This window comes from Streptococcus didelphis DSM 15616, assembly GCF_000380005.1.
GTDB classification, from domain to species: Bacteria; Bacillota; Bacilli; order Lactobacillales; family Streptococcaceae; genus Streptococcus; species Streptococcus didelphis.
Window position 1 is genome coordinate 1 of record NZ_KB904202.1, and the last position, 22467, is coordinate 22467.

21 protein-coding genes are annotated in these 22467 nt (G+C 32.1%); 1 reads left to right on the forward strand and 20 read right to left on the reverse strand.

The window, feature by feature from the left end; genetic code table 11:
* Positions 1 to 476: 476 nt before the first annotated feature.
* The 19 genes from A3GU_RS0109315 to A3GU_RS0109405 form a co-directional block, all read right to left on the reverse strand.
* On the reverse strand, positions 477 to 1871 hold the full coding sequence (locus A3GU_RS0109315; RefSeq protein WP_018367242.1) for an APC family permease: 1395 nt from the start codon (positions 1869 to 1871) through the stop codon (positions 477 to 479).
* A 263-nt stretch (positions 1872 to 2134) separates the two neighbouring features.
* On the reverse strand, positions 2135 to 4105 hold the full coding sequence (gene ftsH / locus A3GU_RS0109320) for an ATP-dependent zinc metalloprotease FtsH (protein ID WP_018367243.1): 1971 nt from the start codon (positions 4103 to 4105) through the stop codon (positions 2135 to 2137).
* Between the two features lie 21 nt (positions 4106 to 4126).
* Complete coding sequence (gene hpt / locus A3GU_RS0109325) at positions 4127 to 4669, reverse strand: hypoxanthine phosphoribosyltransferase (protein WP_018367244.1); 543 nt, start codon at positions 4667 to 4669, stop codon at positions 4127 to 4129.
* Between the two features lie 11 nt (positions 4670 to 4680).
* Positions 4681 to 5955, reverse strand: a complete 1275-nt coding sequence (gene tilS / locus A3GU_RS0109330) for a tRNA lysidine(34) synthetase TilS (protein ID WP_018367245.1) — start codon at positions 5953 to 5955, stop codon at positions 4681 to 4683.
* Entirely contained in the window at positions 5952 to 7238 is a 1287-nt protein-coding gene (locus A3GU_RS0109335; protein WP_018367246.1) for a serine hydrolase, read from the reverse strand. Before A3GU_RS0109335 ends, tilS begins: the two co-directional genes overlap by 4 nt.
* Positions 7235 to 7363, reverse strand: a complete 129-nt coding sequence (locus tag A3GU_RS10615; protein ID WP_018367247.1) for an SP_0009 family protein — start codon at positions 7361 to 7363, stop codon at positions 7235 to 7237. Before A3GU_RS10615 ends, A3GU_RS0109335 begins: the two co-directional genes overlap by 4 nt.
* A 1-nt stretch (position 7364) precedes the next feature.
* Positions 7365 to 7736 carry an FtsB family cell division protein gene (locus A3GU_RS0109345; protein WP_018367248.1) on the reverse strand — a complete coding sequence of 124 codons (372 nt, stop codon included), beginning with the start codon at positions 7734 to 7736 and terminating at the stop codon, positions 7365 to 7367.
* The gene (locus A3GU_RS0109350; protein WP_018367249.1) at positions 7723 to 7995 is read right to left on the reverse strand and encodes an RNA-binding S4 domain-containing protein; all 273 of its coding nucleotides are present in this window, start codon (positions 7993 to 7995) and stop codon (positions 7723 to 7725) included. The genes A3GU_RS0109345 and A3GU_RS0109350 overlap by 14 nt, the downstream gene beginning before the upstream one ends.
* Before the next feature lie 28 nt (positions 7996 to 8023).
* Complete coding sequence (locus A3GU_RS0109355; RefSeq protein ID WP_018367250.1) at positions 8024 to 9535, reverse strand: oligosaccharide flippase family protein; 1512 nt, start codon at positions 9533 to 9535, stop codon at positions 8024 to 8026.
* Entirely contained in the window at positions 9507 to 12998 is a 3492-nt protein-coding gene (gene mfd / locus A3GU_RS0109360; RefSeq protein WP_018367251.1) for a transcription-repair coupling factor, read from the reverse strand. The genes A3GU_RS0109355 and mfd overlap by 29 nt, the downstream gene beginning before the upstream one ends.
* Before the next feature lie 2 nt (positions 12999 to 13000).
* A complete protein-coding gene (gene pth / locus A3GU_RS0109365) occupies positions 13001 to 13570 on the reverse strand; it encodes an aminoacyl-tRNA hydrolase (protein WP_018367252.1) in 570 nt (189 codons plus the stop codon).
* Positions 13571 to 13645: 75 nt separating this feature from the next.
* On the reverse strand, positions 13646 to 14761 hold the full coding sequence (ychF, locus tag A3GU_RS0109370; RefSeq protein WP_018367253.1) for a redox-regulated ATPase YchF: 1116 nt from the start codon (positions 14759 to 14761) through the stop codon (positions 13646 to 13648).
* Between the two features lie 123 nt (positions 14762 to 14884).
* Positions 14885 to 15163: a helix-turn-helix domain-containing protein gene (locus A3GU_RS0109375; RefSeq protein WP_051069448.1), complete on the reverse strand. Its 279-nt coding sequence runs from the start codon at positions 15161 to 15163 to the stop codon at positions 14885 to 14887.
* Between the two features lie 216 nt (positions 15164 to 15379).
* Positions 15380 to 15577, reverse strand: coding sequence for a DUF951 domain-containing protein (locus A3GU_RS0109380; RefSeq protein ID WP_018367255.1), 198 nt, complete (start codon positions 15575 to 15577; stop codon positions 15380 to 15382).
* Between the two features lie 16 nt (positions 15578 to 15593).
* Positions 15594 to 16487: a diacylglycerol/lipid kinase family protein gene (locus A3GU_RS0109385; protein ID WP_026216512.1), complete on the reverse strand. Its 894-nt coding sequence runs from the start codon at positions 16485 to 16487 to the stop codon at positions 15594 to 15596.
* A 58-nt stretch (positions 16488 to 16545) separates the two neighbouring features.
* The gene (gene dnaN / locus A3GU_RS0109390; RefSeq protein ID WP_018367257.1) at positions 16546 to 17682 is read right to left on the reverse strand and encodes a DNA polymerase III subunit beta; all 1137 of its coding nucleotides are present in this window, start codon (positions 17680 to 17682) and stop codon (positions 16546 to 16548) included.
* 155 nt (positions 17683 to 17837) lie between these two features.
* A complete protein-coding gene (gene dnaA, locus A3GU_RS0109395) occupies positions 17838 to 19193 on the reverse strand; it encodes a chromosomal replication initiator protein DnaA (RefSeq protein WP_018367258.1) in 1356 nt (451 codons plus the stop codon).
* A 234-nt stretch (positions 19194 to 19427) separates the two neighbouring features.
* A complete protein-coding gene (locus A3GU_RS0109400) occupies positions 19428 to 20207 on the reverse strand; it encodes a ParB/RepB/Spo0J family partition protein (RefSeq protein WP_018367259.1) in 780 nt (259 codons plus the stop codon).
* 80 nt (positions 20208 to 20287) lie between these two features.
* Complete coding sequence (locus tag A3GU_RS0109405; protein ID WP_018367260.1) at positions 20288 to 21478, reverse strand: S1C family serine protease; 1191 nt, start codon at positions 21476 to 21478, stop codon at positions 20288 to 20290.
* A gap of 208 nt (positions 21479 to 21686) precedes the next feature.
* Here A3GU_RS0109405 and rlmH point away from each other — a divergent pair, with 208 nt between their 5' ends.
* Complete coding sequence (gene rlmH, locus A3GU_RS0109410) at positions 21687 to 22166, forward strand: 23S rRNA (pseudouridine(1915)-N(3))-methyltransferase RlmH (RefSeq protein ID WP_018367261.1); 480 nt, start codon at positions 21687 to 21689, stop codon at positions 22164 to 22166.
* A gap of 10 nt (positions 22167 to 22176) precedes the next feature.
* Here rlmH and A3GU_RS09855 read toward each other — a convergent pair.
* Positions 22177 to 22467, reverse strand: a 291-nt coding sequence (locus A3GU_RS09855; RefSeq protein WP_040805758.1) for a transposase, incomplete at its 5' end; no start/stop codon positions are given.

Below are 22467 nucleotides of genomic sequence, written 5' to 3' on the forward strand. Positions count from 1 at the left end.
ATCAAACTCTCGTTTTAGTTTGAACTTACTCGTTCTTTCTGTCGCTGACAGATTTATTTCTCGTCTTTTGACGGGTAATATGTCTCCATATCACCCTCACGTTTGGTTCGTCTTATTCAGTTCTCAAAGGTCTTCTTCTCTTACGAGACAACTTCTTTATTCTAGCAAATCTTCTGTGACTTGTCAACAGCTTTTTTTGCTTTATCATCTGTAAAGGAGGAATTCCTTTTCCGACAACTTTATCAGTATAGCGACTTTTTGATCCTTTGTCAATACTTTTTTCATGGATTTTTTATCAAATATCATTTGAAAGTGATAATGTCCTATCTGTTACATTGTTAGAATGAGAAAGCTTGAGTTAAAGACAACTGAAGTTAAAGAAATTTGAACTATTAAAATTACTGATAAAAAATACAAGCCTCTCTCACTAAGTTTTCACTCTAGAAGCCTGTATTTTTCTCTTAATAATTGTTATTTTACAATTCATTTTCTATTGAATGTGAATAACCATAATAAATATATATAATACTCCCAACTAGGGTTGCAGTTCCAAATGCAAGCCAGGTTGCTAATTTATATTGACTCATAAATGATAGGCAAATAATAATTGCAATAATTGGCAAGAAAGGAACTAATGGAGTTTTAAATTCACCTTTTTGAGGTAAACCTTCATTCTTTCTCAATACAATAATTGCATATGACATAATAATTAAATAAGCTAATGTACAGATATTTACAAACTCTGCTAACTGATCTAGTGGAACCAATCCTGAACAAAACATTGCACATACAGCTACTAATAAAGTTGCATTCTTAGGAACAAAGCTAGATGGTGTAATTTTATGCAAGGCCTTTGGTAGTAAACCATCCCTACTAACACTGTAAATAATCCGTGCCAAGGCAAATGTCATTGAAATACAAACAGTTATTAAGGTTGATATAGCAATGATTGAAACATAGTTTGCTGCCCAATTAATACCGATACTTCTTAGAGAAAAAGCAACTGCATCTGGCACATTTAATTTAGTGTAGTGAACTATTCCTGTCAGAATAATTGTTACTACAACATAAAGAATGGTCACTATTATAAGAGATAATACTATTCCCAGAGGAATATTTTTTTGGGGATTTTTAACCTCATCAACTGTCATTGAAATAGATTCAAACCCAAGAAATGCAAAAAACATCACTGATGCACCTGCAAATATGCCTGTTTTTCCACCATAGAATTGCCCTAAGCCATAGGGCGCAAAATGTGACCAATTAGCTTTATTAATAAAGAATATACCAACAATAATAAATAATGCTAAGGCTGAAAATTTTAATATTACTAAAATACTATTGAATCGCAAAGCTGTTTTTGAGTTCATCAAAACAATAGCTGTTACTAATATAATTACTAAAACAGGTAAGATATCAATATAAGTTCCTTTTTTAGGATCAAATGTTCCATTTAAAGCAGTAGGTAGGGCTATACCATAACTAAGAATAAAACCTTTAAGATAACTTCCCCAACCTACAGCGACACTAGATATCGCTGTTAAAAATTCCATGATGATATACCATGCAACTATCCATGCAGGAAATTCTCCTAGAGTAGCATAAACATAACTATAAGCACCACCATTAGCGGGAATACGAGAAGCAAATTCAGCATAAAAAAGGCCTAAAATACCAATGGCAACAGCTGAGAAAATAATGGAAATAGTCAAAGCTGGCCCTGCATATTGGGCAGCACCAATACCAGTTATGGTAAAAATACCGGTGCCTACCATTGATCCTAGTCCTAAAAATATTAAATCCAAAACACCTAAATGCCTTTTCATCTCTGTTTTGCTATTACTGTTATTTTTTTTTCGAAGGAATTTCATAGTGATACTTTCTAGTTAACTTTATTTCTAAATATTCTTTAGTTTATCATAGATGAAAGATAATGTAAATTTCATCATAAATGACTTGTGTTTTCAATTTTAGTTAAGAAATAGATAAACAAATTACCAGCTCAAATACATTTTTTAATTTAGGGTTCTAATTCAGTAATAATAAATTTTTAAAATAAAAAGATTGAAGAAATTATCTTAAGTAGACTTTTTTCTTCAATCTCATTTTAAATTATTAATCTATCAGTAACAATTTAGTCTTCATCTTCCATTTTGTCTTTAATTTCATCATATGAAAGTGCATGAACATCAGTTTCTTCTAAATCTTCTTCATTTGGCATTTTACCAGTTTCAAAAATAGATTTAATTTGTGCAGCATCCAAAGTTTCATATTTCAAGAGAGCCTCAGCAATTAATTTATGAGTTTCTCTATTTTCCTTAATAATATCTGCTGCTTTATTACGTGCTTGATTTAATAAATCTCTTACTTCATCATCAATTAACTGAGCTGTCTGAGCAGAATAAGTTTTTTCCGGTGACATTTGTCCTGGCATCATTGCATGATTTCCTTCATATTGGACAGGACCAAGCTTATCACTCATACCATATTCTGTAACCATAGCTCTAGCTAGTTGAGTTGCCTGTTCAAAGTCATTGGAAGCACCTGTTGTTTGAGCATTAAAGATAATTTCCTCAGCAACACGCCCACCCATAAGACCTGCTAATTGTTCCTTAAGATCATCCTTTGATAGTAGATTTTGATCTTCTTTAGGAAGAGCAATCATATAACCACCTGCACGTCCACGAGGAACAATAGTAACCTTGTGAACAATGCGAGCATTAGATAAAATCAAACCAACAATTGTATGCCCTGCTTCATGATAAGCAACCATTTCACGTTCTCTTTGAGATATGGTTCTATCTTTTTTAGATGGACCAGCGATAACTCTATCTTCTGCTTCATCAATATCACTAGCATCAATTTTTGTTTTATTGCGTCGCGCAGCAACAAGTGCAGCTTCATTCAATACGTTTTCTAAATCAGCACCAACAAAACCTGGAGTTTGCTGAGCAACCACTTTTAAATTAACATCGTTTGCTAAAGGTTTATTTTTAGCATGTACTGTTAAAATTGCTTCACGTCCTTTTACATCTGGACGACCAACTAAAACTTTACGGTCAAAACGTCCCGGTCTAAGAAGAGCTGGGTCTAAGACGTCACTACGGTTAGTTGCCGCAATAACGATAATACTTTCATTGCCTTCAAAACCATCCATTTCTATTAGGAGCTGGTTTAAAGTTTGTTCGCGTTCATCATTTCCGCCACCCATTCCGGCTCCACGGCGACGACCAACGGCATCAATTTCATCAATAAAAATAATAGCTCGCTCAGCTTTTTTAGCATCCTCAAAAAGAGAACGTACACGACTTGCGCCAACTCCGACAAACATTTCAACAAAATCTGAACCAGAGATACTAAAAAAGGGAACTCCAGCTTCACCAGCAACAGCTTTAGCTAGTAAGGTTTTACCTGTTCCAGGAGGGCCCTCTAATAAAACACCTGAAGGAATTCTTGCACCCAGTGCTTTATATTTTTTAGGGTTTTTAAGGAAATCAACAACTTCTACTAGCTCTTGTTTTTCTTCCTCAGCACCAGCAACATCAGTAAATCTTACTTTTACATCGCTCTTAGTTTGTGATTTAGCTTTGTTTTTACCAAAGCTCATTGCTCCGCGAGCTCCGCCACCACCTTGATTCATCATCATCATCATGAAAGCGGCAAAGATTATAATTGGTAGGAAGCTCATCAAGAAGGAAATCCATGTACCACTTGAACTTTCCTGTTTAACAACAACCTCAGTTCCATTCTTGTTAGCTGCATCAGTAACTTCTTTTAATACAGAATCACTTGGTAAAACTAAGGCTGTAAATTCACTAACCTTATTACTTGTTCCATTACCAAAAAATGATAAACCTGGATCTACTGCTACTTTTTGAGGCTTTTCGTATTTACCTTTAACCTCAATAATGCTTCCACTTGGCTGATAAGTAATTTTCTTAACATCACCTGCTTTAACATGCTTGATTAATTTTGAATAACTAATCTGCTGGCTTTGTGAACTAGTCCCTTTTAAATAATATTGAAAGCCTGTTATTATAACAACAATCAATAAAATATAAATAAAAGAATTTTTCACAAAACCGTTATTTTTATTATTTTTCATATAGTAATAATTGACCTTTTTCTATTCTGAATAGATTTCTTCCTTTAATACACCCACATAAGGAAGATTACGATAACGTTCTGCATAGTCTAAACCAAATCCAACTATAAATTCATTAGGAATATTGTAGCATACATAGTCTGCATCTATATCGACAACACGACCTTCTGGCTTGTCAAAGAGTGTAGCAATTTTCACAGTGTTAGCTTTACGATACTTAAACATATCAATTAAATACTTAAGAGTGCGACCTGTGTCAATAATATCTTCAATAAAGATAACATCTCTACCTTCAATATTAGTATCTACATCTTTTAATATTTTAACTTCTCCACTACTACTTGTACCACCATGATAGCTTGAAACCACCATAAAATCAATCTCTACATGCGTATCAATGTGTTTCATTAACTCTGACATAAAAGGTACTGAACCCTTTAAAACACCAATCATCAAAGGATTTCTACCTTGATAATCTTTTGTTAATTTGTCACCAAGTTCTTTAGTCTTTGTTATAATTTCTTCTTCTGAATATAAAACTTTTTTTATATCTTGCTCAAGCATGATTCACCTTTTCATATTTTTTCAACATACAGTCTAGCCCTCATTATATCATCTTTAGCAGCTTTTCTCAAATATGTTTTATCAGAGATGATGACAAATATAATTTGGTTTTCCTGTAAACCTACAATTGCCTTTTTTCGTTGATCAATAGTAAATTTTTCATCTATAAATAGTCTTCTTAACTTCTTTGAAAAATCTCCCAGAAAAATTTTATCCCCTGTTTGTCTACCTCGTAAGGTTATGGGTGTCAAATTGTAAAGAGGAATTGTAAATTCTGACTCTTTTAATAACTCATAGGTCTTATAAGAAAAACTGTAATCTCTAAAATTTTGAACTGAACCATATTCTATCAAAATTTCATCCTCAGTAAACTCCGTCTCAGGTAGGATTTTTTTTATCTCAAACCTTCTGTAATCTAAAGTTAGACTATAGTGATTTTTGACTGGATAAACCCCTGATTTTTTATTTCGAATAATATAAAGTAAATCTTGAAATTGTTTTTTAGATACCATTAAATCTTCAAAATGAGATAGGTAATCTTGTAATAAAAAGTACTGAACAGCTTCTGTTTGTTGTAAGAAAATATCTAAATCAGTTACAGATATTTTTTCAGTTAAGTCTTGTAAAGCCTGCAAAAGAAATTGTGTTTCATTGGCTAAGTCAAATAAAGCCTTGTTTAAATTAGGATTTTCTTGAGATAAGGTTGGCAAATAATTATTCCTTACTCTATTTCTGAAATAGTGAGTTTCTTGGTTAGAATAATCTTCAAAATGAAAAGGAGTTGGTAATTGAGATTTAGTAATGTTTAAAAAGGGACGAATTAATTGCCCAGGGCCAAATGCTTGTATCTCCTTTATCCCAACTAAATGTCTCAATAAACTACCACGAATAATTCTCATTAAAACTGTTTCTGCTTGGTCATCAGCATGATGAGCAGTTACTAAAGCAGTATAGTTTTCTTGGTACATCACTTTTTTAAAAAAATTATAACGAAAATCACGCGCACTCTTTTCAGAAAATGTCCCTGTAAAATAAGCTATAAAGAAAGGAATCCCTTCTTTTTTAGCCCAATTTTTTAAATACTTTTCTTCATCATCAGACTCTACTCTTTGTTTATGATTAATGTGAGCTATAGCTATTTCGATGTTTAAGGCTTTTTGATAGCTGTGCAAAAAAGACAATAAATTCATAGAGTCCACACCACCTGAAACAGCTATTAATACTTTTTTGTGACCTTTAAAAAGAGCTTTTTCTTCTATATAATTATAAATTTTTGTATACATCATTTTAATATGGAATAAACATCATCTGAAATTCTAGTAATATCATCATAAGATGCATTATTAGTAAAAATAGATATAATAAATGGAGTTTCACCATATACTATAGCGACATCATGTTTATAATCGTAAGCATCTCCTATTTTATGGGCCACAGGAACTGGAATATTTTTTGAAATTCGTTGATTATCAAAATCTGTATCGGATAAATAGGAAATAATTGTTCCGTTTTGATAATAGATTGCTTCCATTAAATTTGCAGCAATATGGGCTGAAAATTTTCTATTTTCCATATCCCAATGTCTACCAGAAACAGTATCTATCTGTTGATAAAAAGCCTTGTCATACTTATTAGCCAGGTAGTAGCCTAGAATGTTAGTAGCAACATTATCAGAATGCTTTGCAGTAGCCTGTAATAAATCATCTACAGTATAATTGTTATTGTCAGCTTTTTTACTTATTTGACCACTTCCTTCAGGATCATAGGCTCCTCGGAATTTATTAACTTCTTCTTTATAGGTAAGAGTTTTATTGGCTTGTAATTGTCCAGAATTAATCTTGTCTTGAACAAAATAAAGTATTGCAAGCTTGGCAACACTTGCTGAATACATTGCTTGTTCTGCATTTATTCCAGCACTAGCTTGAGTATCTAGTTGCTTAACAAAAACTGAGTAATTAGAATTATTATACTTATTTATTAATAATTCTTGTACCCTAACCATTCTATTATCAGTCATGGAAAGGTCTGCTTGTCTTACCCAACCTTTTCCATTGATATAGTAGCTATTACCAGCTTCTGTTTTAGCTATTTTAGTGGCATTAACCTTCTGATAAGCTACTAAATCTGTCTTAATTGGTCTACTATCTTTAGTAACAGGCTGATTATAAACAATAAAACCATCCTGAAGCCAAAAAGAAATAGCAATTGTTGACTGACTAAGAATTTGATCACTATAGATCAGTTTCTTGCTTGCTTCAATATAATTTCCGTTAGTGAGTTCAAAGATAGGGATACCAGCTTTGTTTAATAACAGATTTTTAATTTGAAAATTTGTATTTGGTTCTAGTACATTAGCAAGCTTAGTTAAATCTGAATCAGAGTAAGTTTGTGCTACTCTATATAAATTCGGATTTTGAGGAATAAAATTATAATAAAGTGTTTCTGAAACAACATTTTGACTTAATTGATAAAGCCTATTTCCTGAAAGAATAGGCTCTTTTTCTGTACTAATAACAGGTATGGGAGATACGAAAAAGGTCATCAACATACATGCTAATAATTTTTTCACCGACTCTCCTTTCTGTTTACGTGATAGTATTGTGCTTTTAGCTTTTGATTTTCCTTTTCTAGCGCCTCTAATTTGTCATCAGAAAAAGCTAAAAAGGTTTCTATTTTCTTAATGATATCGTCCATCTTATTTTGGTAATAAACTAGGAATTGGATATATTACCTCTCCTTCTTTTGATAGATAATATTTAGCACGCGCATATTTTTTTACATAATCATCCATTTTAAGCTGCTGTGCTAATTTTTTTTCTGATGTTGTACTTTTCTTTAGAATTTCATAGTCCTTTTTTAAGGCAGTAACTTGCTTTGTTTGTTCCTGCAAACTGATATAATTTTTCATAAGATTATAAGTTGGTAAAATAAACAAAAACATCATGATAACCAAAATCCATCCCATAAAACGATTCCTTTTTTGATTTTCTTCTTCTTCAAAACGTTTTTTTAGATTTTCATTATTAATGTATTGATTATTTAATTGAACAATACTAGGCTTCTTCATTACTTTCTATCCTTGTTTCTTTAATAATGTCATACATTTTGATAGCATCTTCTTTTTTAGTACTATCTTTCATTTCCAGTACACGAATTGCCAATAATTTGTTACCAAAACGAATTTCTACAGTATCATCAATTTTTAAGTCCGTAGAACTTTTGGCAAGCACGCCATTAACCTTGATTCGTCCTTTATCAGCAACTTCTTTAGCAACAGGACGTCTTTTTATAATTCGTGATACTTTTAAATATTTATCTAATCTCATCCTTTACCTCACAATCCATTCTATTCTATCATTTTTCTTTATTAAATGGTAGATAAGACCATAACTTCTGATCAAAGGCCTCTAGTTTTTTAGCACTATAAAGAAATAGACCTAAACCACAACTTGTCGCTACAATTAAACTACAAAAATTATCAATCCTAGTTTGCTTAGGCAAAACAAATTGTAAGAGTATAACAGAAAAAGTCATAATAAATAGAGAAATAGCATATCTTACATTAGTCAAAGCATGGTAATCTATATCAGAATGATACCCATATAGCAATAAAACAAGTATTAAAGGTAAAAGCGTAGATAGAGAACTTCCTAAAATAGAATAATAATAGGTAAGTAAAGGCGTCAGTCCTATTTTTACTAACAGACCAATACTAAGAATGACAAAAGATAAGCTTTGTTTATTTTCTATGAAAAGCTTTTGATGAAAAAATTGAATTAAACTAGAGAAAAAAATAATACTAATGTAAATAGCCAGCGCATCCCAGCCTTCATTTGTTTTAAATAAAAATTTATTCATTGAAGATAAAATACATAGATAACCTACTGTAAGCGTTACATTTAAATAAAAGATAAAATCAAAGAAAACTTGGCTGTCTTCTTTATAGGCTTCTTTATTATCATGATATTTTTTTGACAAGTGGGGTAAGTATGTTGTAAAAAAAGCTGTTGTGACAATTAAACCAAATTGGACTAAAGGTTGTCCCCTATCATAAATTCCCTTACTTATTTCCGATAAGAATTCACCTGTATCACTTCTTACCAAGCTATTTTTTACATATAAAGCATCTATAAATTGGAATAATAAAAGATAAATAGAGTAAAAAATAAAAATTAAACTAGATAAGCTAATATTAGTCAAGTCTTTAAAAGACATCTTTTCTTCTAAAAACAAAGAGCTAAGAGAAAAATGACTCTTTTTCTTCAAATAAAACAGAACACATACACTAGCTAGTAAGTTTCCACTAGCTGCTACATTAGCTGTGAAATAAACAGTCCAATTAAATAGTCCATAACAAATAGCTGCAACAATAATAATACTAACGCGTACTAACTGTTCAATAACTTGACTCATGGCAGTTGGTAGCATCTTCATTTGGGATTGAGCAAGCCCCCTGTAAAAAGAGTTGAAAGGAACAGTCAACAATACCAAGGCCGTCAAAATAATACTTGGAGCCAATTGAGCACTACCTAGACCAAATGCAAGTCTTCTGTGGAAAGAAATCAAGATTAGGGCCAGCCCAATACAACTTATTAATTGACACTTAAATAAAGTGGATAAAGCTAGCCTCTTTTTACTATGAGAAATGCTAGCTATGAGGTTGGGCAAGGCTGTTAAACTAAGTGCTGTAATAATAGCAAGTAAGGGGTATATTTGTTGATAGGCATAAAAACCTCTATTACCTACTAAATTTTGATAAGGGACTCTATAAACTGCAGCTAGAATTTTAGAAATAAGGCCACTCACAGCAATAACTAAACTTGCTTTATTAGTTGAGCTATGTATTTTTTCGATCTTTGATTTCACTTAACATTTCTCCAAAAAGCATCAATTCTTCTAAAATAGCATAATCTTTTTTATTTCTGACATCAAAAATAATTTCTATTTTCCCACTATTTTCACCTATTTTAGCTTTTAAATGTGTTTTAGATAAGGCTTCAAAATAATCTTGTGTCAAATAATATTTTAAAGATACTTTTTCAAATACAACTACAAGTTGATTATTTTTCTTTTCAACTAGCTCTGCAAAAGCTTTATCCATATAACATTTAAGCAAGCCAATTTCTAATAAATAGGCTACCTGATCAGGATAGTCTCCAAAACGATCTATCAGTTCATCTTGTAAATTAGCATAATCAGTCTTACTTTCAATTTCTCTAATACGCTTGTACACTTCGATTTTCTGACGTTCATCTTTTATGTATTTTTGAGGAAGATAAGCATCTATTTGTAAATTAATTTCAGCCATACCTTTTTCTCTAACACTTGATTTTCCTTGTTTATTAGCGATAGCTTGTTCTAGTAACTGTGAATACATTTCAAAACCTACCGAGTCAATAAAGCCACTTTGTGAGGCACCTAAAATATTTCCGGCTCCACGAATAGATAAGTCACGCATTGCAATCTTAAAACCCGATCCTAGTTCTGTAAAACCTTTTATGGCCTCTAGCCGCTTTTCAGAAACCTCAGATAATATCTTATCAGGTCTATACATCAGGTAAGCATAAGCAATTCTGTTAGATCGCCCTACCCTTCCTCTTAATTGATATAAGGTTGACAAGCCCATATGATCAGCATTTTCAACAAAGAGTGTATTTACATTAGAAATATCTATTCCTGTTTCAATAATAGTTGTTGCTACTAAAACGTCGTAATCACCATTAATAAAGTCAATCAAGGTATTTTCTAATTGAATTTCACTCATCTGACCATGCACATAGCCTATAGCAGCTTCAGGAACAAGTTCTTGAAGTTGTGATACTTTCTTGTCAATACTGTCAACTTTATTGTAAACGTAAAAAACTTGTCCCCCTCTATCAAGCTCTCTAATAATGGACTCTCTGATTAAACCAGGATTTACTTCCATTACATAGGTTTGAACTGGATAACGATTTGTAGGAGGAGTTTCAATAACTGATAGATCCCTTATCCCTAGCATAGACATATGTAAAGTCCTGGGAATTGGAGTAGCCGTTAAAGTCAAAACATCAACCTTTGTTTTTAATTCCTTAAGTTTTTCTTTATGTTTAACACCAAAGCGTTGTTCCTCATCAATAACTATTAACCCAAGATCTGCAAAATGAACATCTTTAGAAAGCAGACGATGGGTTCCAATAATAATATCAACGCGACCCTTTGATAATTTCTCAAGTGTCTCAGTTTGTTCTTTTTTACTTCTAAAACGGCTCAGTACTTCAACCTCTACAGGGTAATTATCAAATCTTTCTTTAAAATTTTCATAGTGTTGCTGTGCAAGTACTGTTGTTGGGACTAAAATTGCCACTTGTTTATGATCATTAACAGCTTTAAAAGCCGCTCTCATAGCTACTTCAGTCTTACCAAATCCCACATCACCGACTAAAAGCCGATCCATTGGCTGACTGCTTTCCATATCTGTTTTTACTTCTTTTATTGATCTTATTTGATCTTCTGTTTCAACAAATGGAAAATCTTCATCAAAAGCTTTTTGTAAATCATCATCTGCTGAAAATTGAAATCCCTTTAATTGACTTCGTTCGGCATATAATTTAAGAAGGTCATCTGCAATATCTTCAACTTGTTTAGTAACTTTTTGTTTAGTTTTTTGAAAACGACCATCATTTAAGGTATTAATCTTAGGTTCTTTACCATCCGCAGAAACATACTTAGACAAGTTTTCAATCTGTTCCACTGGTAAAGAAATCCTATCTGAGTTTTGATATTGAATAGTCACATAGTCTCTGTGAATTCCCTTTACTTTAATAGTTTCAATACCTATGAAACGACCAATCCCGTGTACATTATGAACTACAAAGTCCCCCTTTTCTAGTTCATTGTAATCTTTTAAACGTTCTGCATTACTAATATTAGTCTTTCTAAGACGACGCTTAATTTTTTTATGGTAAATCTCATGTTCAGTTATAAATGCAATTTTTTCATCTGCAAAATAAAAACCACTTGTCAGATTTCCTATGATAATCTGGACTTTTTGAGCTTCAATCTCCTCAGATCCAACTAAAGGAATTGAAAAATCATATTCTGCCAAGTTTTTTTCCAATCGCTCATACGCTTGAGAAGATTCTACTTGAATAATAATACTTGCTTTAGTTTTTTGATAACGCTTAATTTCGTCAACTAATAATGAAAATTGATTAAAAAACTCTTGCATCACATACTGTGTTAGCTGATGAACCTTATCGAATTTAATATTTCCCAACCCCTTATGGAAATTTGAAAAAAATGTAGCAGGTTTGTAATTTCTATATTCTCTATAATTAGCAGCAAAATAAATGAGTGATGGAATTGCTTTACTATTGTGTAAATCTTCTGTCAACAAATTAGCAATTTCTAAGTCAAATTTAGCATTTTTATCTATAATCTTCTGAAAATCATCAAAAAAGATTGGCATTCCTGCTGGCATATAATCAAGCAAGGTCCATTCTTTCTCATAAAATAGAGAAACAAATTTTCGAATATCTTTATGTCTATAACCATCTTTTGAAACTGAGATTAAGTCCTCTAAATAAGATTTTGTTTCCTTATTAGCGAGTGGATAATAATCACTTATATTTTTAATCCCTCTGTTAAAATCATTTTTTTCTAAAATAAGGTCACTGGCAGGCTTGATAAGTATATTATCCTTTTGCAAAGTGGATTTTTGACTCTCGCTATCAAAAAGTCGAATACCATCAATTTCATCCCCAAAAAATTCAATCCTATAAGGACTTTCTGAAGTTATTTCATAAATATCAAGAATGTCCCCCCGTCTGCTAAATTCCCCAGGATGTAAGACTTGAGTGACTTTTTGATATCCCATAAGGGAAAGCTTCTTTACAATAGTGTCAAGGACATACTCTTCTCCTACTTCAAATGCTAAAAGATTACTTTTAAAGGTTAAAGGATTTGGCAAAAGGGTTCTCGAGCCGACAAGACTTGTCACTAAAATACCTTTTTTAGCTTTATTTAATAAAAATTGTATAGATTCAACACGTGAAATAGACTTATCAAGGGAAGAAAAAATAAATTCTGCTGCTGCCACATCATCTGCAAAAAACTGATAAATATTTTCTTCACCTAATAAGGCTGATAGATCACTTGCTAATTTTTCAGCTTCATTTTGACTAGCTGTTACAATAAGGATTTTTCCATCTTGAGTGATAAAGTTAGAAGCAATGGCAAGCGCTTTACTTGATCCAGATAATCCCATAAGTAACTGTCTACCTAAAGTTGTAGTGGTTGAATACCATTCTTGTAGTGACTTATTCTGACTAAAAAGTTCTAATATATTCATAATTACCCATTATATTTTTGCATTGTTTTTTCAAAGTTTCCTTCTTGTAAATAATACTTTACAGCTTGGTCAACTTTTTCCAAAGTGAGACTAATTTTTATGCTATCATCTTTATCAAATTTCCCCAAAACATGATTAATAACAGTCATCCCTTTGGGTGGTCTACCAATTCCTATTTTGATGCGATCAAATGATTGGGTGCCAAGATGAGCTATAATTGATTTGATACCATTATGTCCTCCTGCCGAGCCTTTTTGACGAAAACGAATTTTCCCAACTTCCATATCTAAATCATCATAAATAATAATAACATCTTCAATTGCAATGTTATAGTAAGTTAATAATGCTTTTACAGCTATTCCACTATTATTCATAAAAGTTGTTGGCTTTACAAAATAAACTTTCTCTTGATTAATAAAACTTGAACCAACTAGTGCTTTAAAATTTTTATCTTCTGTAAAGATAACGTCAAGTTTTTTTACAATAGTGTCAATAGACATGAAGCCTACATTATGCTTTGTATTATCATATTTTGAACCAGGATTTCCTAGTCCTACAATCATCTTAACCATTTTGCTTACTCTTTCTAAAAACAGGAAAAGGGTTGGAAGTTTATTCCAACCTTATAACCTATTATTTTTTAATTATTATACATTAAATCTAAATTCCATGATGTCCCCATCTTGGACAAGATATTCTTTTCCTTCTTCACGAAGACGGCCTGCTTCTTTAACAGCTTTTTCACTGCCATATTTTACTAAATCATCATAACTCATAGTGACTGCTCTAATAAAACCACGCTCAAAGTCAGAATGAATAATTCCAGCAGCCTGAGGAGCCTTAATCCCACGTTTAAAGGTCCATGCTCTAACTTCTTTTTCCCCTGCAGTAAAGTAGGTTCCAAGACCTAATAAATGGTATGCTGCACGTGTTAACTTATCAACACCTGACTCTATCAAACCAATCGCTTCTAGAAATTCTGATTTTTCATCTTCTTCTAACTCAGAAATCTCTTCTTCTACACGCGCTGAAATAACAACAACTTCCGCATTTTCACTAGCCGCAAAGTCACGAATCTGTTGTACATAGGTAATACTATCTGGGTCAGTGACCTTATCTTCATCAACATTGGCAACATATAAAACTGGTTTTGTTGTCAATAAAAATAAACTCTTTACAATTTTTTCTTCATCAGGGGTAAAGTTAATTGTCCGAGCTGATTTTCCATCTTCTAAAACTGGCTTAATCTTTTGTAAAATATTAAATTCAGCAACTGAATCTTTATCCTTTTGCGTACGTGCCATCTTTTCAACACGCGCATAGCGTTTATTAATAGAATCTAAGTCCGCTAAAATCAACTCTAAGTTAATGGTGTCAATATCAGCTAATGGATCCACAAAAGCATCATCACGCCCTTGCTCACGCATAACATTCTCATCATCAAATGCACGAACGACATGTACGATAGCATCCACTTCACGAATATTAGCTAAAAACTTATTACCAAGTCCTTCACCCTTAGAAGCTCCTTTAACAATCCCTGCAATATCTGTAAATTCAAAAGTTGTAGGAATGGTTTTTTTAGGAACAATTAATTCTGTTAATTTGTTTAGTCGTTCATCTGGAACTTCAACCATACCAACATTTGGATCAATTGTTGCAAAAGGATAATTAGCAGCCTCTGCACCTGCTTTTGTAATTGCATTAAATAGGGTTGATTTTCCCACGTTAGGTAAACCAACAATACCTGCTGTTAAAGCCATTTTAATAAGTCTCCATTCAAAATTTCAATCACAACTATTATAACAGAAAATAAAAGAAAAAAGCGGTATGATACTAAGAAAATTTCGGATTCGCTTAGCATTACACCACTCTTCAACTCTTCTTTAAATTAACCACTTAGAAACAAAAGGTATACCCAGAATCTCTAAAATAGTTACTATAGCTAGAATAAATAGTAGAGACAGAATAACATTTCGAAAAATAAACCAATAGATTTTATTGTATTTTTGCAGATCAAGGGGCTTATTTTCATAAATACGTTCAACTTTAACTTCATGTGGTTTAGCTAAAACAAGCTCATCTAAACTCACGTCAAAAATTTCAGTTAACCTGACTAAATTTTCTAAATCTGGGGTGGTATCCCCATTTTCCCATTTTGATATGGCTTACCGAGAAATAAATAACTGTTCTGCCAGAGTATCTTGAGATAATTGATGTTTCAATCGTAATTGCTTCAATTGTTCTGAAATTTTTATCATTTTTTCTAATCACCTTTCTTCGATAATCCTATAATAGATGATTTTCTAAGGGCAAACTAGCAATTATTTAGGCAAATATTGGTTGCAAATGTAGCTAAAATTCTTAGTTTAAAAGGATTTTCACGGTTGCAGTACTTTTTTCAATTTACGTTTAAAATCATAACGACTCATCATAATAATATGTTGGCAGTTAGTACATTGAATTTTAATATCAGCTCCTACTCGTAATACCTTCCACTGATTAGCCTTTTTACCTGTTTCTTTAACTATACAGGCATGATTTTTTTTCATCTCAACAAGTGATCCAACTTGATACATTTATTTTTTTCACACCTCACATATAAAAATAACGTTTTTGATTAGACAAAGTAATTTCTTTTAAATAAACCATTTCACCATCAATATCCACAAAACTATCTTCTGGAAAATAGAGGGTTAGGGATTTAACCGATTCGTGCTTCAATAAGGGAGAGATGTCATGTTTTTTTAATACAATTGCTAAAAGTATAGCAATTCTTTTCCAAAATTTCTGTCCTTCAGCATAAACTATGTCTATATTATCATTTAATGCGGTAGCTGTAGGCCATATAGTGATCCCACCTCCAAAATAAGTATTATTAGCCAAGGAAAAAAGGTAAAGATTATTTAAAAATAATTGACTACCATCTTCTCTTTGAATAAGGATGCTAGATTTAGGAGATATAATAAGTGATTTAATAGCAATCACAATATAGGTTAATTTCCCAAGATGAAGCTTATTTAAAATTCTTTTGACTTTAGATTGGGAAGCTCTTAAGACAACATAAGCTGGAAATCCCATATCTAGACTATTTAAAATAAGACCTTGATCATAAGTAAAACAATTTATTGAGCTAAAAGAAGCAGATTTTATTGCTGCTATTGTCTGTTCCAAATTAGGTAAACTTAGTGCCCTAGCAAAATCATTAGCAGATCCTACTGGATAATAAGCCACAGGTAATTCAATAGGTAAATGTCTTAATACCTTAGATAGGGTTCCGTCCCCACCAACTATCATAATCTGATCACCAACCTTAAATACTTTTAAAAGTTTAGCAACCTGATTCTCCTCATCATCTTCTTTTTTGGTATATAGGACAACTACTTCTTGAGGCTCAAAATACGTTTTAATTTTTGTAACTATTTTACTTGCTTGATGATTCCCCGCATGGGGATTCGCGATAATATGCAATACCATGTCGATTATCATTATAGCATAACTTAGGATATGAAAACCATCTAAGAGGTCCTTAGATGGCATTTATTTATTAATTTGTACGAACAGGTGTTATTAATTGAATAAAACCTTCTTCATCATCACCTGGAATTAAGGTAAATGGTCTTACAGGGGAGACAAAACGAATTCGAACAGTTTCACTTTTTAAAGCTTTCAATGCATCAATAAGATATGTTGGGTTAAAGGAAATCCTTAACTCCTCACCAGATTTTTCAACAATATCTAATTCTTCATTTACTTTACCAATTTCTGGTGAATTAACATGAGCACTAACATCATCCTTAGTAATTTCTAGCTTCACAGTACCATTTTGCGTAGCATTTGAAATTAAAAAGGCACGTTCCATAGCATAACGCAAAGAATGGGTATTGAAAACAACCTCGGTTTCAAATTGATTCATTAACAAACGGTCCGTATCCGGATAGTTTCCTTCTAAAAGCCTTGTATAAAATGAAATATGTTCACTTCTAAATAAAATTTGACTTTGAGAAAAGAAAATTTCAACTGTTTCAATATCATCAGTAAAGACCGAAGTAAATTCACGTAATGATTTACTTGGAATAACAACATCAAAGTTAGTTGCAGACTTGTCTAGAGATAGCAAACGTTGACTCATACGATGAGAATCTGTAGCTACCGCTTTAAATTCGGTATTGTTACTTAAAGAAATATGCACACCTGTTAGAATAGGACGGCTCTCTTGGGTACTAGCAGCAAATGCTGTTTCTGTAATAATCGATTTAAGTAATTTAGTTTCTAAAATTAAGGGATTTTCAGTCGAAACTTCTTGCAAACGAGGATATTGTTCTACATCTTTACCTTTTAGAGTAATTTCTGATTTACCACTTGTCAAAACAACTTGATGTTGCTCAATTTCTTTAAAGTCTAAGCTAACATCAGGCAAACTAGAAATGATATTAATAAAGAAATTTGCTTCAAGTAAAATAGAACCTGTAGAGGTAATTAATAAACCAGCATTCTCATTGCTAACAGGAATAGTATTTTCTATTGAGATTTGTCCATTTGAACCTGTTAAGGTAAGGTCTGATTGATTAACTTCAATCTTTATTGTTGAGAGAATAGGAATAGCATTTTTGCTACTAATAGCTCTTTTAGTTGCATTAAGAGCTTGAATAAAAAGTGAACGATTAATTGAAAATTGAATCATGGAAACTCCTTTATTTTATAAGTATTATATTTAGTAGTAGTAGTAGGTCTTGTGTATACAGTGGATAACCAGCTTAATTATAAGCCTGTCCAGTCTTTTAGCTTGTGCACAATCTGTGGATAAACTTTTTTCATACTCGAGACTTATCCACAAGCTTATTTTATTTTGTTTTTGATAGTTTCTAGCTCAATTCTTAAGCTTTCATCTTCAGCAATCATATTTTTAATTTTATTGTAGGCATGTAAGACAGTAGAATGATCTCTTCCTCCAAACTCCTTACCTATTTTTGGAAGACTATTATCTGTCATCTCACGTGCTAAAAACATAGCAACCTGCCTAGCTAAAACAATATCTTGAGTCCGTTTAGTAGCTTTTATTTCTTTAACTGTAACATCATAAAATTTACCAACTTGCATCTGAATTTCTTCAATGGGAATAACGGTCATCTTAGGTGTATCTTGTTTACGAGCACGAATTGCTTCAGCAGCAATATCAACAGTTATTTTATCAATTTGTTTAAAATTAGCAACTAAACTAATATCCTTTAGAGCTCCTTCTAAGTCACGAACATTAGAATCAAATTGGCCTGCTAGGTATTCAATTGTGTCTTGAGGAAAAGTAAAGTTGTATTCTTGTATTTTATTAGTTAAGATTGCCACGCGTGTTTCGAAGTCAGGTGGTGTTATGTTAACAGTTAAGCCCCATTTAAAACGTGTGACTAGTCTTTGTTCTAAGTCATTTAAGTGATCAGGAGTTCTATCACTTGTTAAGACAATCTGTTTATTATTGTTATGTAAGGCATTGAAAGTATTAAAAAATTCTTCTTGTGTTCCCAACAAGGTCTTCTTCGCCAAAGATTGAATATCATCAATTAGCAGCAAATCTAGATTTCTAAATTTTTCTTTCAGCTCATCCATAGTATCTAGACGAATATGAATAACAAATTCATTGATAAAATTCTCAGCTGTAATATACTTAATACGAGCATGAGGATTATCCAGTAAAACAGAGTTACCAATAGCATTTAATAAGTGTGTTTTACCTAATCCAGGTCCCCCCCAAATAAAGAGGGGATTATAGGTAGTACCTGGTGTATTTGCTACAGCTATAGAAGCTGCTACAGCCCATCTATTTTCATCACCTTGAATAAAGTTTTCAAAGCTATATTTTGGATTTAAATCAGAATTCACTGCTGGTAAAGTGTTCATACTTTGCCTAGAAAAGACATGGTTATTTTGAGCTTGTTCTGATTCTGGTTCAAGATCGTCTTCGAATTTGTATTCAACAGAGATTTGTGCATTAAAAATTTCAAACCCAGCTGTTAAAATAACGTCTTTCAAGTTTTTTTCCCAGAATAATTCCTTCATCGGATCTAAATAAATAGTCGCAACTTGATTTTCAACCTTTATAAGCCTCGCATCAAGAACGAAGAATTCATAGGTTGTCTGCTTTAATTGACTTTGAGCAAGTTCTAAAATCCTTTCCCAAAAAATATGTTCATTTTCAGTCATTCTTTATTTCCTTCTATGGATAAATACTAGAACTATTCTATCATAAAAGCTATAAGTTTTCCACAGTTAATAAAAATTGTGGACACTTACCCACAAGCTGTGGAAAAAGTATACACATTGTTAAGGTAGGTTATCCACATAATGTGGATAACCTACCTGGTGAAGGTATAACAGGCTTTTAGGGATTTTTTTCTTGTGGAAAAATAAGATACAAAAAAACAGACTATCAACAAGTCAATTCAGTTTGTTGATAATTCTGTTGAGTTCTTCCTCATTTTGAAAAGAGCATACTAAAGTACCACTACCATCTTTTTTTATACCTAAATTAACCTTAATCCCTAAAGATTTATTAAGCTCTGTTTCAATAGCTCTAATAAAAATTGTATCATGTGTAGCTTTCTTTTTCTTTGGCTGGGTATCTTGCTTCTTAATAAGTAATTCTGTTTGTCTTACACTAAGATTATTCTTAATAATTTCGTTAAAGTATTTTTTTTGTTTTTGCTGATTGGTAAGGGCTAATAAGGCGCGTGCATGCCCTGAACTAATAGTATTTTCTTCGATAGCCTTTAAAATAGTATCTGGCAAATGCAACAAGCGTAGACTATTAGTAATGTACGGTCTTGACTTCCCCATAAAGGTAGCTAATTGTTCATGGGTAAGTTTATTTTTATCGATAATCGCTTGAAAGGCCTTAGCTTCTTCTATTGGATTTAAATCAGAGCGTTGTAAATTTTCAATAATTGCCTGATGCATACTCTCATCATTTGAAATATCTTTTATAATAGCAGGTATCTGTTTTAAACCAGCTAGTTGAGAAGCCTTTAGACGTCGTTCTCCAGCTATTAATTCATAACCAAATATGTCAGACTTCCGAACAATTATCGGTTGAATTAATCCATTTATTTTAATCGACTCAGCTAGTTCTTGTAACTCTAATGAATCAAAATAGAGTCTAGGTTGATAGGGGTTTGCAACTATATCCTGAATATTTATATTTTTAAGAATTTCTGCCATCCTTATCCTCCAAATAATAATAAATACCTTTACAATATTGTAAAGGTATTTTACAGCTCTTGTCAATAAATTAGAGTGACTTATTTTTCTAAGTCTTGAGTTGTTTTAGAAAGTTTAATTTCTGTTGTCTTCTTATTTGAACCTCTGTAGTAAGTAATTTTGATGCTATCGCCAATATCGTGACCATAGAGTTCACTTTGAAGATCACTTGAGGTATTAACAGCATGCCCATTAATTTCGGTAATAATATCGTATTGTTCCAGCTTACCAGCAGCAGGTAGTCCATCTTTTACACTTGCAACAACAATACCACCAGTAACATTTTTTGGAATATTTAGCTGTCTTAAAGCATTTGTTGACAAATCACCTAAATTAACCATGCTTATTCCAAGTGCAGGTCTGATAACCTTTCCTTTAGCTTCTAATTGATTAATAATTTTCAAAACATCGTTAGAAGGGATAGCAAAACCTATTCCTTCTACAGCACTTTTAGAAGAATTAGAACTTGAAATTTTACTTGAATTAATACCGATAATTTGACCTTCAATATTGATTAAAGGACCACCAGAATTACCTGGATTTATAGCAGCATCAGTTTGGATAGCATTTGTAGAAATAGTTTGACCTTCTTCATTTTTCAAGGTAACTGTTCTACTTAAACTTGAGACAATTCCCTCAGTAACAGAATTAGCGTATTCAGTACCGAGTGGGCTACCTATAGCAATAGCAACTTCCCCAACGTTAATTTTAGAAGAATTAGCAAATTTTGCAATAGACTTGACTTTTTCAGAAGAAATCTTAACAACAGCTAAGTCAGAGTATGTATCAGATCCAATTAATTGTCCAACAACTTTTGAACCATCAGCAAGTAAAATTTCAATCCTCTCTGCACCATCGATAACATGGTTATTAGTAACTAAGTAAGCTGATTTGTTATCTTTTTTATAAATAACTCCAGAACCTTCACTATAAATAGCTAAGCCATCATCTGGTTTTGCATTTGGATTATTTTCACCAAATAAGATATCTGATGAATCTGAATGCTTATAATTAATTACAGATACAACAGCATCTTGGACAACCTTTACAGCCTTAGTTGTATTAGTGGTATTTTTATAAGTAACTTTACTTGTAGTTGTAGGATTTGAAATAATGTCTTTTTGGTATGAGTTTGAATTGATATTACTTAATAATAAAAAAGCCAGCGCTCCTCCTATAAAACCAATTACTAGTATCCATAATATATTTAAAATGTTTTTTATTTTATACACGCATGTTACCTCCAACTATTTTTTATTAGTTTATAATATTCTGCTTAATTATACCTTAAATGTCATAAAAAAGAAAGTAATCCACAAGCTGTGGAAAACAAATTAAAATAAATAAAAAAAGCCTATAATATAGGACTTTAATAGTAAAAATGAAATTAAAATCTGTGGATAAAGTGTTTATAAGACTAGCTTATGGTAAAATAAAAATATGAAAATAAAAATTATTTGTGTTGGAAAATTAAAGGAAAAATATCTTAAAGATGGCATAGCAGAATATCAAAAACGCTTGTCTCGTTTTTGTAATTTTGAAGTCATTGAGTTGGCAGATGAAAAAACTCCTGATAAGGCAAGTGAAAATGAGAATAGAATTATTATGGCAAAAGAAGCTGAGAGAATAACCAAAAAAATAGGATCACGCGATTTTGTCATTGCGCTTGCTATAGAAGGTAAACAGCTACCCTCAGAAAAATTTAGTCAATATTTATCAGAAGTTACTCTTAAAGGATTTTCTGATATTACTTTTATTATAGGAGGAAGCCTTGGAATAGATAGTTCCATTAAAAAAAGAGCAAATTTGCTAATGAGTTTTGGACTATTAACCTTACCACATCAATTAATGAGATTGGTTTTAATAGAACAAATCTATCGAGCCTTTATGATTCAAGAAGGGAGCCCCTATCATAAATAAAGCACTTGTTTCATGTGAAACAAAAAAGGGGCTGGGCAAAAACTAGCTCAAAAAACAAGCACAAGCGACATCTCATCCTTAATCGTTGAGGATAAGGCTTCTCACTTGTGCTTGTCTTCTTTTTAGCAGTCTTTCCCACCAGTAATTTGGCCAATTTGGTTAAATTCATGCTCATGAAGAGGAAACCTAACTCTGTTTGGACAGCTTGCTCGCCCCTAACATGAACCCGGCGTACGCCAAAAATACCCTTCATCCGACCAAAAACAGTTTCAACATCTGTCTTGCGTTTGGCATAAATGCG

Excerpts from the sequence above, each read along its gene's own strand:
- A3GU_RS0109385 (WP_026216512.1), bottom strand. The coding sequence starts at position 16,487 with ATGATAATCGACATGGTATTGCATATTATCGCGAATCCCCATGCGGGG.
- ychF (WP_018367253.1), bottom strand. The coding sequence starts at position 14,761 with ATGGCTTTAACAGCAGGTATTGTTGGTTTACCTAACGTGGGAAAATCA.
- A3GU_RS0109400 (WP_018367259.1), bottom strand. The coding sequence starts at position 20,207 with ATGGCAGAAATTCTTAAAAATATAAATATTCAGGATATAGTTGCAAAC.
- A3GU_RS0109350 (WP_018367249.1), bottom strand. The coding sequence starts at position 7,995 with ATGAGATTAGATAAATATTTAAAAGTATCACGAATTATAAAAAGACGT.
- dnaA (WP_018367258.1), bottom strand. The coding sequence starts at position 19,193 with ATGACTGAAAATGAACATATTTTTTGGGAAAGGATTTTAGAACTTGCT.
- A3GU_RS0109315 (WP_018367242.1), bottom strand. The coding sequence starts at position 1,871 with ATGAAATTCCTTCGAAAAAAAAATAACAGTAATAGCAAAACAGAGATG.
- A3GU_RS0109380 (WP_018367255.1), bottom strand. The coding sequence starts at position 15,577 with ATGTATCAAGTTGGATCACTTGTTGAGATGAAAAAAAATCATGCCTGT.
- dnaN (WP_018367257.1), bottom strand. The coding sequence starts at position 17,682 with ATGATTCAATTTTCAATTAATCGTTCACTTTTTATTCAAGCTCTTAAT.
- mfd (WP_018367251.1), bottom strand. The coding sequence starts at position 12,998 with ATGAATATATTAGAACTTTTTAGTCAGAATAAGTCACTACAAGAATGG.
- A3GU_RS0109345 (WP_018367248.1), bottom strand. The coding sequence starts at position 7,736 with ATGAAGAAGCCTAGTATTGTTCAATTAAATAATCAATACATTAATAAT.
- A3GU_RS10615 (WP_018367247.1), bottom strand. The coding sequence starts at position 7,363 with ATGGACGATATCATTAAGAAAATAGAAACCTTTTTAGCTTTTTCTGAT.
- tilS (WP_018367245.1), bottom strand. The coding sequence starts at position 5,955 with ATGATGTATACAAAAATTTATAATTATATAGAAGAAAAAGCTCTTTTT.
- pth (WP_018367252.1), bottom strand. The coding sequence starts at position 13,570 with ATGGTTAAGATGATTGTAGGACTAGGAAATCCTGGTTCAAAATATGAT.
- rlmH (WP_018367261.1), top strand. The coding sequence starts at position 21,687 with ATGAAAATAAAAATTATTTGTGTTGGAAAATTAAAGGAAAAATATCTT.
- hpt (WP_018367244.1), bottom strand. The coding sequence starts at position 4,669 with ATGCTTGAGCAAGATATAAAAAAAGTTTTATATTCAGAAGAAGAAATT.
- ftsH (WP_018367243.1), bottom strand. The coding sequence starts at position 4,105 with ATGAAAAATAATAAAAATAACGGTTTTGTGAAAAATTCTTTTATTTAT.